Source organism: Epilithonimonas tenax DSM 16811, assembly GCF_000428485.1.
In the GTDB taxonomy this organism is placed as follows: domain Bacteria; phylum Bacteroidota; class Bacteroidia; order Flavobacteriales; family Weeksellaceae; genus Epilithonimonas; species Epilithonimonas tenax.
Genome location: NZ_AUAA01000009.1, coordinates 54,492 through 68,572 on the forward strand (window position 1 = coordinate 54,492; position 14,081 = coordinate 68,572).

Here is a 14,081-nt window from a genome sequence, read left to right on the forward strand (position 1 = left end):
AAATAAATTGTCGTACTAGGTTAAAGTCTGATTGCTGCTGAGCCAATTAAAATTGATGACGTTCTTTTTAATCAAAAATTCCTGATTATTTGCTCAAATTTCTTTAATTTGCAATGCTAAAAATAATTTCAACAATGATTATTCAACCAAGAACAAGAGGATTTATATGTTTGACTGCGCATCCGGATGGAGCACTTCAAAGCGTAAAAAATCAAATAGAATATGTAAAGTCCAAAGGCACCATCAAAAACGGCCCAAAAAAAGTGTTGGTCATTGGTGCTTCTACAGGTTTCGGACTTTCTTCCAGAATCACTGCTGCTTTCGGATCAGACGCTGCAACGGTTGGCGTTTTCTTCGAGAAACCAGCTTCTGAAGGCAAAATGGGAACTGCAGGCTGGTACAATTCTGCGGCTTTCGAAAAAGAAGCGCACGAGGCCGGACTTTACGCCAAAAGTATCAACGGTGACGCATTCTCAGACGATATCAAAAAACAAACAATCGAATTAATCAAAAAAGACCTTGGTCAAATTGATTTGGTCGTTTACAGTTTAGCTTCTCCAAGAAGAACGCATCCAAAAACGGGTGTTGCCCATTCATCAGTTCTTAAACCAATTGGACAGTCTTACACCAATAAAACGGTTGACTTCCACACCGGCGTCGTTTCTGAGGTGACGATTGCTCCTGTTGAAAACGAAGAAGATATCCCCAACACGGTTGCCGTAATGGGTGGTGAAGATTGGAAATTCTGGATGGAAGACTTGAAGGCTGCTGGCGTTTTAGCTGACGGTGTTCAAACGGTTGCCTATTCTTACATCGGTCCTGAACTGACGTTCCCAATCTACAGAAACGGAACCATCGGCCAGGCGAAAAACGACCTTGAAGCGACTGTAACTGTTCTAAATGACTTATTAAAAGACCTGAAAGGACAATCTTATGTTTCTGTAAACAAAGCACTTGTGACTCAATCCAGTTCAGCAATTCCTGTCGTTCCGTTATACATTTCTTTGCTTTATAAAGTGATGAAAGCAAAAGGAACGCACGAAGGAACCATCGAACAAATCCAAAGGCTTTTTGCTGACAGATTATATACAGAAAATGGTGAAGTGCCGTTGGATTCTGCAGGAAGAATCAGAGTTGATGATTGGGAGATGGCAGATGACGTTCAGGCAGAAGTGGATCAATTGTGGAAAGAAACAACAACGGAGAACCTCTCTGAGATCAGTGATATCGCGGGCTATAGGAAGGAATTTTTCAATCTTTTCGGTTTCGAAGTTGATGGGATCGATTATGAAAAAGATGCGAATGAGAACGTTCAAGTTCCTAGTATTGAGGCTTAATTTAGACTAGAAGAAGATAGACTGATAGATTGATAGAGTCTTTAAAATAGAACAAAAACGGCTACTTTTTCAGTAGCCGTTTTGTTATTCTAGAGATTTTGATTCTTTTAGTTTGGTGTCGTAATCGTGCAGAATGTTGTGTTCCGGAGTCTGTTCTATGGCGTGCATGATTTTGTCCAGGATCTCTGTTGGAGATTCATTGTCATAGTCAATATCCAAGGCTTGTTTGAACTCCAAAGTCGGTTTTACACCTGTCACTTTTATTTTCAGTCCTTTTTTATCAAATGCTCTTCGGAAACCATTGATTTTGATTGGGATGACCGTTGGCCTTTGATTTTTAATCAGTTTGGCGGTTCCTTTTCTGCCTTGTGCAAAAGCCGAAGTTGTGCCTTGGGGAAAGGTGATGACCCAGCCATTATCGAGGGCTTTCATAATATTTTCAATTTCAGAAAGATCAACCATTCTATTGACGTTTTTTCCTTCCGCACGCCATGTTCTTTTGACTGTTATAGCACCGGCAATTTTGAAAATTCTCGACAGCAGACCTTTGTTCATTGTTTCTTCTGCTGCAACGTAGTAGAAATCTACTTTAGGATTCAGAAGATAAACGGGATTTTTGATGGTGTTGTGAAAACCGTTGTTCACGGAGCAAAATGTATGATACATGGCAGCAACATCTGCGAAATAAGTCTGGTGATTGGATACAAAAAGCACATTGCTGTCGGGCAAATCCGACAGATTTTCGGTTCCTGTAATGTTCAGCTTGTTGAAGCCGTTAAATCTTCTGTAGGACACGAGTCCGAGAATGAAAATAATAAACCTTTTCAGAACATAGATGTTTCCAAAAGAATCGGTAAAAATATTTTTTTTTGCCATTGATAATTAATTATAATTTCCGAGTTTGGTCATTATTCCTGCAAAATTAGACTTTTTTTAATAAGTTACTGAATTCGCTCAGTATCATAGACGTGGCGCCCCAGATGATGTAGCCATTAAAATCAATGACTGGAACTTCCGCGCCATTGGTTGATGGCAAAACCATGTTTTTTGGCTGGTGGGGAAGATTTAATAAAGATGAAATCGGAAATTCTATCAATTCCACCGCTTCGGTTTCCTGAAGGATAAATTCCGGTTTTTTTTTGGTGTATGAAATGAAAGCGTGCACATAGAAATTACTTGGCGGGATATAGATGGGCGACATTTCGCGGATGATTCTCACATAATGTTCATCAATTCCCAGTTCCTCGGACGTTTCTCTTTTTGCAGTATGGGCAAAATCGAAATCTTCTTTCTCGTTTTTTCCTCCAGGCAAAGATATTTGACCGCTGTGACGGTCTCTTTCGTTTTGAGATCTCACGATCAATGGGAAATGCCACTCGTTGTCCTTGATGTATAAAAGGATATTCACGGCTGCAAATTTCGGATTCTTCGTCAGTATATCTTCATAACTGTAAATGGGGCGATAAGGCGGAGAATAGATTTTGTGCGCATTCTCGCCCCATAATTCCGCTTGTTTGATATCTCTTAATAAATCTTTTCCGAAGGTGTGCATCTCTCAAAGATAAGAAAATTGTAAGATTTATGATCTCAAAAACGCAAAAATTGTTACCAATAATTTTGTGAAAAAGTCGTAAAGTCTGTTTTAGAAATCATTAAAAATTAAAATTCCGTAGACACTTTTCTTTTCCCCAAGCCTCAAGGCTGGAAAAATGCTTTGAAAATTTCGTCAAAATTTCGCCTTTCAGGATCAGGGAAATAATTTTGATGAAATTTCAACATGCTCAGAAAAACTAATTTTTCGACTTTTAAAGTCCTGTAAATTGTAAACTTACATCTTGGTTTTTATTGTATTTAAAGCGAAATGCCACGTCCCGCGTAGAAATCCAGAACCTTCACACTAAATAAATAATTATACTTTGCCTGAGCTACAGACCCTTGTGCATTCGCATAATTGTTTCTGGCCATTGTCACGTCATAAATGGTAGAACGTCCGGCATCATAACTTTTCGTAGCAAAATCGAGAGCCAGTTTGGTGCTTCTCTCAGCTTCAGAAGCAGAGACATAAATTTCATAGTTAGAATCCGCATTGAACTGCGCCTGCTGAATATCCTGCTTCAACTGGAATTTCTGTTGCTCCAGATTATTTTTAGCAATCGATTCGTTGATTTTGGTCTGCTCAACTTGTCGTTTTGTATTGCCCTTGTTGAAGATAGGAATGTTGGCATTAAGACCTATTTGCTGGCCAAAATTATCTTTGTACTGCTGTGTAAAGCTGTGTTCTTTTATATAAGGTAACTGTCCGTAGTTTAAATTGTCTGTATATAATTGATTGTTGTAAAGTGTTCCAATTCCTGCGTTTGCTGATATGGTTGGCCAAAAGTTGGTTTTCACAACTTCGGTTTGTGCTTCAGCCGCTTTTATTCTGATTTCCGCCGCTTTTATCACGGGCTGAGAACCGTAAGCGATAGTCAAAACATCCTCTACAGATTCGGTTTGCGGCGCCAACTCATCCGGGACAGGAATATCCACAACGTCAAAGGTTTTGTAATCCTGAAGCTGTAAGATCTGAGCCATCGCAAAAAGTGCTTTATCTATATTGATCTGAGCTGTTTTTACATTCTGCTTTTCTCTCGCAAGGGAAGCCGTTGCTTCTGCTAAAACAGTTTGTGCAGTTGTGCCGACTTCTGTTGTTATTTTTGCACGATCGTATAGTTTTTGTGCATTTTCCATGGCACTTTCAGAGATTTTTTTGATCTCTCTGTTTAGCATGACAGAAAGATATTGCTGAGCAATCTGAAGGGAAATGTTGTTTTTAATGGTTTCAATATCCTGCAAACTTGCATCCACATCAAAGGCGGTTTTACGAATTGTTTTCTCCAGGCGGCCATGGTTGTACACCAAAATATTAGCCCCAAGATTGGCGTTACTGTTAAAATTATCGTTCCGTACGGTTGTATTGACAAATTGTGAATTTCCAAAACTTGCGGTGTTCGAAATTGTTCCAGAAACCGAAGGTAAGTATTCTCTTTTTGCTATGTCCAGATTTTTTGCTTGCACATCTTTGTTGTAAGCCTGGGCCTGAACCTGCAGATTATTTTTGATCGCATAATCCACACACTCCTGAATCGTCCATTTCTTTTGAGAAAATCCCAAAACTCCAATAGACAAAAGCGAAATACAAAAAACTTTTTTAAGCATAAAAGAAAAATTATATACAATAAGACAACGAAATATTTGATTTGTTACAACTCAATTTAAAAAATAACTCTGTTTTTCCCACATCGATTTGTAAATGGAATCCTATGAGATTAGTTCTTTGTGCTTTCCTTGTTCAATGATTTTTCCTTCTTTCATTACCAAGATATCATCAGCGTTTGCAATTGTACTTAGTCTGTGGGCAATAATTACCATTGTTTTTCTTTGAGCTTTGAAATCATTGGGTGTTTTTTGAATGATTTGTTCGGCTTCCGAATCCAAGGAGGATGTTGCTTCATCCAAGATTAAAATTTCCGGATCTTTGTATAAAGCTCGGGCGATTGCAATTCTTTGCTTTTGTCCGCCAGATAGTAACGCACCGTTTTCTCCTAAATAAGTTTGAAGTCCGTTTGGCAGTTTTTCTACAAAATCCAGAATTCCCAGATTTTTGGTAATATTTATGATTTTTTGTATGTCTGGAACGTCTTCTCCCAACGCAATATTTTCTATAACATTGCCGGAAAACAAATCGATTTGTTGCGGCACGGAAGAAATCAACTGTTTAAGTGAATAATTGGAAATATTGTTAATGTCGTGGTCGCCAATGACAATTTTCTCCATTTTCAAAAGATATAAATTTTGAATCAAAGCTGCCAATGTGGTTTTTCCGCTTCCACTTTCGCCGACAATTGCCGTAGTTTGACCCTTTTTTATAACGCAGTTAAAGTGATTAAATACATCAATCCTGCTGCCATAACTGAAACTCACATCTCTGAACTGAATATCCCCGATGTTTTCCGATGAAAGATCTATTTTGTCTGTTGTTTCTTCTCGTTCCAAATCCATTATTTCAAACAAACCAATCTTGTTAAAGCTACTTTTCATAAAGTGCTTAACTTTCTTTTATATAAAATTTCCAAACATTTGTAACAATTTCACAATCGGATTTACTTATCTATAAAATCCAGTCCATGTCTCATCCGATTCTCAAAATAGAAAACATCAACAAATCCTATGATACCGGCAAGAGCAAATTGCACGTTCTAAAAGGAATCAACCTAAATATCGAGCAAGGTGAGTTTGTTTCTATTATGGGAAGCTCGGGATCCGGGAAATCTACCTTGCTGAATATCATCGGGATTTTGGATGAAGCGGATAATGGCATTTACGAATTGGATGGCGTTCCCATCAAACATTTGACAGAAGTAAAAGCAGCAGAATACAGAAGTAAATTTTTGGGATTCATATTTCAGTCTTTTAATTTGATCAATTACAAAACGGCTTTGGATAATGTGGCACTACCATTATATTATCAAAATGTTTCCCGAAAAGAAAGAACAAAACGAGCAGAGGAATATCTGGAAAAAGTAGGATTACTGAATTGGAAAGATCACCTGCCAAGTGAATTGTCTGGAGGACAAAAACAAAGAATTGCCATAGCAAGAGCGCTCATCACAGATCCAAAATTAATCTTGGCAGATGAACCTACCGGAGCTTTAGATTCCAAAACGACACACGATATTATGAAACTGCTTCAGGATATTAATAAAGAAGGAAAAACAATTGTGGTTGTGACGCACGAGCCCGATGTGGCAGCACAAACCAAAAGAAACGTGATCCTGAAAGACGGACTGATAGAAAGTGATGAATTTATCAACCAAATCGTTTTATAAATAAAAATATTAAAGGGCTTCGAGAGCCTCAGCCTGACAAAAAACTAACAACTATAAACCATCAACCAACAACCGAATTATGTTTGACTTAGACCGCTGGCAAGAGATTTTTAGTTCTATCCGAAGTAATGTATTGCGGACGGTCCTTTCTGGGTTTACGGTGGCTTTGGGATTGTTTATCTTTATTGTATTGTTTGGGATTGGGAATGGTCTTAACAATTCCTTCGCCAAAGCTTTTACAAGAGATGCTACCAACCTGATCATGCTATTCGGCGGTAAAACCACGCTACCTTATGCGGGATTACAGTCTGATAGACAGATCACTTTTAACAATGATGATTTCGATGCCATCGTAAAAGAAAGCGAAGGTAAGCTAGAATATGCCTCACCGAGATACCAAACCAATCTTACTGTAAGATATGGGAAAGAAAGTGGCGGCTATCAGATCAACGGTGTTTTTGGAGATGAGAAATTTCTGGAAAACAGAACCATGATCGATGGGCGCTATATCAATGCAAGAGATAACGAACTGAAAAAAAACGTTGCTTCCATCGGGAGGATGGTCTGGCGTGATCTGATCCGTGATGGCAATCCGATCGGGAAAGATTTGGAAATCAACGGGACGATGTTCAAAGTGGTTGGTGTCTTCTCGGATCCGGGAGGTGACTGGGATGAGCGGCATATTTCCATTCCGCTTTCCACCCTTCAACAGATGAAGAAAAGTTCTGATACCATCAGCACAGTGATGCTTTCCTACAATCCTGATATGACGCCGGACGAAGGTGTGAAATTTGGAGATAAACTGGAGAAAGATATCAAAGTAAGACACAAAATTTCGCCAGAAGATCAGCAGGGAATTAGAGTCAATAATAACGCAAAAAACACACAGGACTCTTTCGTAATTCTGTTTGCCATTACTTCTGTTGTAAGTGTCATCGGGCTCGGGACATTGTTAGCAGGCATTATCGGGATCAGTAATATTATGGTTTATATCGTAAAAGAAAGAACCAAAGAAATTGGTGTGAGGAAAGCAATTGGCGCAAAACCCAGAGAAATTGTAGCACTTATTCTACAGGAAAGTATTGTGATTACAGTTATTTCAGGATTTGTAGGCGTTGGTCTTGGAGTCTTGGCTTTGAAATTAATTGGAAACAATCTGGAAGATTATTTTATACTAAGTCCCTCCGTAGGCTGGGGTTCGATTGTGGCCGCTTTTTTCTGTTTAATTTTATCCGGAGCCATTGCGGGATTTGTACCAGCCTACAGAGCATCGAGGATAAAACCAATCGAAGCGTTAAGATCTGATTAGGAGGGTTTTAGCTGTAGATAAAATGTTAACATTTATCAATTATTATTTATTAATCATAACCAAATGAATATACTTTTCAAATGAATATACTTTTCAAAAGAGATACCTGGCAAGAGATTTATTATTCCCTCCGGAATAATAAGCTAAGGACTTTCCTGACGATGATAGGTGTTGGCTGGGGTATGTTTTTGTATGTGAGTTTGTTAGGAGCTGCCAATGGATTGGAAAATAAATTTAATAAATTATTCGCTGGTTTTGCAACCAACTCTATATTTCTGTGGCCACAAAATACCAATATTCCTTATGAGGGATTTGCAAAAGGCAGAAAAATGGATCTTCGTCTGAAAGATATTGATCTTTTACAGAAAAAAATCCCACAAATCGATTATATATCGCCTCAAAGTGCAAGAGGAAATTTTGGAAATCCCGGCGAGCAAATATCAAGAAACGGACAGAAAAACACCTACACGATTACGGGCGATTTTCCAGTTGGTAATAAGATTTCTAAGAAGAAACTGCTATTCGGCAGATATATCAATGATGCAGATATTCAATCCAAAAAAAATGTAATCGTCATAGGAGAAGAGATTTATAAAAACCTTTTTGATGCCAAAAAAAATGAAAATCCGATTGGAAAATCAGTCAATCTGAAAGGTGTTTTTTTTAAAGTAATAGGTGTTTTTCGTGTAGGAAAAATGGGAGGTATGGAGAATGATCAGTCGGCGTATATTCCGTTTTCTACCTATTCCGGGATGTACAACGAGGGCGATAAGGTCGGTTTTTTTGCGATTGTAGGAAAGCCTGATGCCGAGGCTGAGCTTGTAGAAAACAAAGTGAAAGATGAACTTAAAAAGATCAATCACGTTTCGCCAGAAGATACCAATGCTTTTGGAAGCTTTAACCTCGCTAAAGAATTTAAAAAAGTGACGGGATTTCTCACAGGAATGCAGCTGCTGACCATTATTGTCGGGACATTAACGATCCTTGCCGGCGTGATTGCGATCTCTAATATATTATTAATTACGGTAAAGGAACGAACAAAAGAAATAGGAATCCGAAGAGCTTTGGGCGCAAAACCTGCCGAAGTGAGGAATCAGATCTTACTGGAAAGTGTTGTGATTACGCTGTCATCAGGATTATTAGGATTTGTATTTGGGATTTTTCTACTCATTATCCTCAACATTCTCTCGATGAATAATGAATCATTCCCTATTGATAATCCGACGGTTGATTACGGAAACGTATTTTCTGCAATGGGAATTATGGTTTTTTTAGGTTTGATGATCGGAATGATACCGGCACAAAGAGCAGTGAAAATACGACCTATCGAAGCACTGAGGTCAGAATAAATTAATAAATAAAACAAACTATATTTCTATATAATGGAAAAGAAGAAATTTACTTTTAAAAAAGCATTGTCCATTTTTTTGGGACTGCTCTTCGTGGTGGCTGTTGTGGTCGGAATCGGCTATCTTGTAAAATCCAATTCCTCGGAAAATGAGGTCTTCCTTACCAGAAAACCAAGCATCCAAAATCTGGATGACAAAGTAATGGCCACCGGAAAAATTGAACCGCGTGAAGAGATCGAGATCAAACCGAATATCTCCGGAATCATCCAGACCATCAATGTAGACGAAGGGGACAAAGTAGAGGCTGGGCAGTTGATTGCAACCATCAGAATCGTGCCGAATGTGACGGACGTTAACACTGCAACAATGCAGATCAACAATGCGCAGATCCAACTGTCAAATGCCAAAATTAATGTGGATAATCAGCAGAAGCAGTTTGCAATGCAGGATAAGCTTTATAAGCAAGGCGTGATTTCCAAACAAGAGTTTATCACGGCTCAGCAGCAACTGCAGACCACTGTGCAACAACAGAAATTGGCCGTTCAGACTTTGAACGCGGCGCAGAAACAATTACAGATCGTAAGAACAGGTGCCACACCAGAATTACAAAGTATGGCCACGACTCAGATCCGTGCAAAAGCGGCAGGCACAGTTCTGACAATTCCTGTAAAAGTTGGTAGCCAGGTGATAGAGGCCAACGCCTTCAACGCTGGAACCACCATCTGTTCTATCGCAGATCTTAATTCATTAATTTTCAAAGGCGACATCGATGAAGCGCAAGCCGGAAAACTGAAACAAGGGATGGATATGAAAGTAGTGATTGGTGCGTTGCAAAACAAGTCATTTCCCGGAAAGCTGACCCTGATTGCACCGAAAGGAACAGAAACCAGCGGAACCATAAAATTTGCTGTTGAGGGTGATGTTTACAATAAAACCGCAGAATATATCCGTGCAGGATTCAGTGCGAATGGAGAAATATTATTGAGTTCTAAGAAAAATGCCTTACTTTTGGATGAGTCACTTATCCAATATGAAAAGGGAAATAACAAAGCCTTTGTAGAAGCAAAGCAAGCGAACGGAAGCTACAAAAAAGTGTATGTGAAATTAGGTTCCAGTGATGGTATCAATGTCCAGATCCTTTCCGGAATCGATAAGAATGCAGAAATAAAAGTCTGGAATCCTTCTGACAAAGACAAAGACGAGCTGAAGGACAAAAAGAAATAAATAGACCTTTAATTATAATTGTTAAAAAAGATCCGTCTTGTTTTTATAACAGGACGGATTTTTTGTTTGATCTATCCATTCCGTAAAAAGAACGGTGTTCTGGATAATAAATCATGACGAAGTACCTACTGGTATCAAGACTGTATGGTAAGATTCGGTTTTCAATATCGTCATATGAGGTCAATATCTGAATATGAGTTGTTCTTTTGATCCGCAAAATCAAAAGCATCCAAATCCTACATCGCACAGACTGTGAATCCAGCAAGTTTCGGTGCGGGGATTTTTATCACCTACAAAAAAATCCCGCAAAAATTAATTTGCGGGATATTCTTATGTGATATTAAGATGATTACATTGGCGCTTGTTGGTCGTCACCGCTCGCATTGGAATTGATATCCTTTTTACGTTTTGGCTGTTCCACTTTTTCACCCTGTTTGAATCTGTAGGTCAAAGAAACAGTGAACTGTCTAGGCTGCCACTGCATATAGGAGTCTCTTCTACCGTTCGCGGTATAAGTCGTAGACTGCATGGCTCTCGTGTTGAAAACATCCTGAATATTAAAAGCCAGTGTCCCGTTTCCATTCCAAATGGTTTTAGACGCACCGAAGTTGACAGCGTACATCTCTTTTCTGTCCTGATATTCAGTTTTTGTTCCTCCTCTGTAGAATCCTTGTACTTGGAAATTAAGTGTTTTATCAATCTTGAAAGAACTGGTAAGTCTAGTTCTTGTAGAGATTCCTTTTCCGTTAAAATTAGCCGTATCTGTAATGTTATTAAAATCAGCATCCAATGTCTCGTACAATGTGCTTCCTTTGATGTTATATCCAAAAACATCTACATTCCCCATAAACTTCAACCAGCTGGTCGCATCCCAATTGAAGTTAAGATCTAATCCATAAGTTTCTTCTGAACCAAGATTGATCGGTTTGGTGTGAAATTCAACCCGTTGACCGGTTTTGATTAGGCCCGCATCATCCAGATATTGGTATTCCACAGCTTTGTTGTAAACCAGCATCTTGGTGTCATCAGTTTCACGTTTGTAATACAAAGTTGGATTGATCGTAAATTTTTTCTTAGAAATACTGTACCCTACTTCGAAAGAGTCCACATAGGAAGGATTCAGATCGATATTACCATCAAAAATATTTTGATTGTCGCTATAGCTAGGATTTGGGATCAAAAAGAAACCCCGCGGTCTATCTATTCTTCTGGAATAATTAAGTAATAATTGATTGTCCTTTGCAAATTCATAACTCAAAAAGATACTTGGGAACAGGTTGTTATAGTTTTTCTTTCTGTTCTCTAGTGTATTGCTGTTTTCAAGATTACGGTAATCTGTGGTGACATTGGAGATTTCATCGCGCAATCCTAACTGATATCCAACTTTTCCGATCTTACTTTTGAATTGAAGATAAAAAGCATTAAACAATTCTTTATAGGTAGCATCGTAGGTGTAAAGTCCCAGATATTGTAATGCCGAATTAGGTTTGGTACTTTGCTGAACGTTATTATCATAAGTATTGTTGTTAGAATCCAAACGGTATCCAGCTTCTAGTTTAGAAGCTTCACCAATTGGCAATTCGTAATCAGCTTTTGCAACAATGTTTTGATTCTTGGTATTTTGATTGATAATGTTCTGAAGGGAAGATTTTTCACTGTAATTGATGAATTCCTCTATATTGGTATCATTCTTAGATTTGTTGCTTTGCAAACTAAGAGATGCTGATAGATTTTGCCCTTTGTTATCAAACTTGTGGTCCAACCCAAAATCTCCCTGAAAAGCCAGATTATTATTGGTGCCCATATTTTTTCTTAAGGTATGGGAATCAGGCGTATTGAGGTAAAAGTAATCATAATTGATGTTACCGTTATTTTCGCTGTCAAAAGTTCTGACAGTTCCGGACGCGTTGACAGAGGTTTTCTCATTGATATCGTAAACGATTCCTGCAGTAGCATTGTAGTTATTGTTAGCACTCTTTGTTATAGAATTTTGATGAGACTCTGTCTGGGTGCCAGTTTTTGTAACATTGTTATAATAATTATCATTTCTGCTGGTATTCTTGGATTCACGGTAGCCACCACCGCCATTCAGAAACCAGGAAAAACTGCCTTTTCTCCAGCTTAGACTTGTGTTTAGGTTGGTTTGAGGAAGATAGCCTAAAGTTCCAATAACACTTCCATTGAATCCTGTCTTTTTACTTTTCTTTAAAATGATATTAAGGATACCAGCCGTTCCACTCGCTTCAAACTTCGAAGATGGATTGGTGATCACCTCAATTTTTTCGATTTGGTCGGCAGGAATACTCTGTAATGCATTGGCGCCATCATCTATTCCCAAAAGGGCAGAAGGTTTTCCGTTGATCAGAAATCTGACGTTAGAACTGCCACGCATAGACACCGTTCCGTCTGTATCTACGGAAACGGATGGTACATTTTGCAAAACATCCTGAAGACTGCCACCTTTGCTCACCAGATCTTGAGAAGGATCGTACGTTTTTTTGTCAAGTTCTACTTTGTATGGTTTTGTAGACGCTGCAGTGATCACTACGCCTTGGATGTCGGTGGTATTGGTAAGATTTGTTTTCCCTGCAGATACAATCACAAAAGGCGCAACGGGTCCTGCTTTTTCAACTCTAATGGTCTGTGTGAATTTTTTATAATCTACCGCCTCTATGGTGACGTTGTAGCTGCCTGGTGTCAAATCTATCTTGTAATTCCCATCTGCATCTGCAAGCACCGCATCAGTTAATTGTGCATTTTGACTGTTTTTAAAAGTAATAGATGCGTAGCCAATTGCGCCATTCGTGTCTTTTACATTTCCAGAAATATTGACTTTCTGCTGAGCCATTACAAAGCTGGCCGCTCCTATAGTAAGGGCTAATCCAAAAGCTCTCTTTTGAAATATACTTACAATTTCCGTTCTTTTCATTCTTTATTATTTATGAGCCGTTGCTCTTTATTTTATATCTTTTTTATCCAGCCAGTCTTGGTAGGCTTTCGCATTTATGGCGTGCGTTGCAGCGTTATCCGTGAATTTATGGTAACCAAATCTCGCAGGATCGGCACACATAAAAATGTAATTGTTTTTTTCTGCATCCAGAACCGCAGTTAGAGCGCCCTTATCCACAATACAAATGGGTCCTGGCGGAATGCCTTTGTTCGCATAAGTGTTGTACAGCGAAGGTTCCCTCAGGTGTTTGTAATAAACTCTTTTGATCTGTAATGTGAAATTGCTGGCTTTGTTCACTGCATAAATCACCGTTGGGTCACTTTGCAGTTTCATTCCTTTTTTATAACGGTTCAGGTAAAGTCCGGCAATGGTTCTCTGCTCATCTGGCTTGCCGCCTGATTCTTTGTAAACGATCGAAGCCAACGCATAAATCTGATCTCTTGTTAAACCGGATTGTTTTTCTTTTTCGATTCTCGCCGCAGTCCAAAATGTGTTATATTCATTCTCGAATTTATCGAAGAATTCTTTAGGCGTTACGGTCCAGAAAAAATCATAGGTGTTGTTGAAGAAGTATTTCTTCAGGTCTTCCGCATTTTTGTAACCTTTGCCAACAGCAATTTCGTTGAGCTGATTCGCAAATGTCGCAGAATCAATTTCTGTTTTTTTTGTCACTCTGCCGATCATCTGATAAACATCATCAAAGTCTTTGATCCGGAAAGAATTGGGCGTTTGATTGCCAGCGATGATCATATTGACGATCGCGCGGTTATTCATTCCGGATTTGAGTTCATATCGTCCAGGTTGATAATTTGCTCCAAGCTTCTTGTCTTCGGCGATACTTGTGAAATCATCTTGGTTCCTGATGTAAGGTGCAATCGAATCTAAGATCTGCTGAGGTTTTGCATGATGAGGAATCAGGACAAAACCGTCTTTTTCTACATTGTTTCCAACATATTTGTTGAAGAATCTAATCCCAAAAAATCCCAGAATTACAATCACGACAACAGATATTATAAGAATTATTTTTTTCATAGTTTAATTGGT

Annotated in this window: 11 protein-coding genes; 5 read left to right on the forward strand and 6 right to left on the reverse strand. The window is 38.7% G+C overall.

Annotated elements, in window-relative coordinates; all coding sequences use genetic code 11:
* Nucleotides 1-134: 134 nt before the first annotated feature.
* A complete protein-coding gene (gene fabV / locus F564_RS0106280; protein ID WP_028121875.1) occupies nucleotides 135-1,337 on the forward strand; it encodes an enoyl-ACP reductase FabV in 1,203 nt (400 codons plus the stop codon).
* 84 nt (nucleotides 1,338-1,421) lie between these two features.
* Here fabV and F564_RS0106285 read toward each other — a convergent pair whose 3' ends face one another.
* From F564_RS0106285 to F564_RS0106305, 4 genes are all read right to left on the reverse strand, one after another.
* Nucleotides 1,422-2,213 carry a lysophospholipid acyltransferase family protein gene (locus F564_RS0106285; protein ID WP_028121876.1) on the reverse strand — a complete coding sequence of 264 codons (792 nt, stop codon included), beginning with the start codon at nucleotides 2,211-2,213 and terminating at the stop codon, nucleotides 1,422-1,424.
* Between the two features lie 46 nt (nucleotides 2,214-2,259).
* Complete coding sequence (locus tag F564_RS0106290) at nucleotides 2,260-2,889, reverse strand: NUDIX hydrolase (protein ID WP_028121877.1); 630 nt, start codon at nucleotides 2,887-2,889, stop codon at nucleotides 2,260-2,262.
* Nucleotides 2,890-3,188: 299 nt separating this feature from the next.
* Nucleotides 3,189-4,535, reverse strand: a complete 1,347-nt coding sequence (locus F564_RS0106300) for a TolC family protein (RefSeq protein WP_028121878.1) — start codon at nucleotides 4,533-4,535, stop codon at nucleotides 3,189-3,191.
* Between the two features lie 102 nt (nucleotides 4,536-4,637).
* Complete coding sequence (locus F564_RS0106305) at nucleotides 4,638-5,417, reverse strand: ATP-binding cassette domain-containing protein (protein WP_084406779.1); 780 nt, start codon at nucleotides 5,415-5,417, stop codon at nucleotides 4,638-4,640.
* Nucleotides 5,418-5,503: 86 nt separating this feature from the next.
* Between F564_RS0106305 and F564_RS0106310 the strand changes: the two genes are divergently transcribed.
* From F564_RS0106310 to F564_RS0106325, 4 genes are all read left to right on the forward strand, one after another.
* Nucleotides 5,504-6,205, forward strand: a complete 702-nt coding sequence (locus F564_RS0106310) for an ABC transporter ATP-binding protein (RefSeq protein WP_394330628.1) — start codon at nucleotides 5,504-5,506, stop codon at nucleotides 6,203-6,205.
* A 79-nt stretch (nucleotides 6,206-6,284) separates the two neighbouring features.
* Nucleotides 6,285-7,514, forward strand: a complete 1,230-nt coding sequence (locus F564_RS0106315) for an ABC transporter permease (protein WP_028121881.1) — start codon at nucleotides 6,285-6,287, stop codon at nucleotides 7,512-7,514.
* A gap of 80 nt (nucleotides 7,515-7,594) precedes the next feature.
* A complete protein-coding gene (locus tag F564_RS0106320) occupies nucleotides 7,595-8,863 on the forward strand; it encodes an ABC transporter permease (protein ID WP_028121882.1) in 1,269 nt (422 codons plus the stop codon).
* 33 nt (nucleotides 8,864-8,896) lie between these two features.
* Nucleotides 8,897-10,087 carry an efflux RND transporter periplasmic adaptor subunit gene (locus tag F564_RS0106325; RefSeq protein WP_185094326.1) on the forward strand — a complete coding sequence of 397 codons (1,191 nt, stop codon included), beginning with the start codon at nucleotides 8,897-8,899 and terminating at the stop codon, nucleotides 10,085-10,087.
* A gap of 349 nt (nucleotides 10,088-10,436) precedes the next feature.
* Here F564_RS0106325 and F564_RS0106330 read toward each other — a convergent pair whose 3' ends face one another.
* Both F564_RS0106330 and mltG read right to left on the reverse strand, forming a co-directional pair.
* A complete protein-coding gene (locus F564_RS0106330) occupies nucleotides 10,437-13,016 on the reverse strand; it encodes a TonB-dependent receptor domain-containing protein (RefSeq protein WP_028121884.1) in 2,580 nt (859 codons plus the stop codon).
* Nucleotides 13,017-13,043: 27 nt separating this feature from the next.
* Entirely contained in the window at nucleotides 13,044-14,069 is a 1,026-nt protein-coding gene (gene mltG / locus F564_RS0106335; protein WP_028121885.1) for an endolytic transglycosylase MltG, read from the reverse strand.
* Nucleotides 14,070-14,081: the final 12 nt, after the last annotated feature.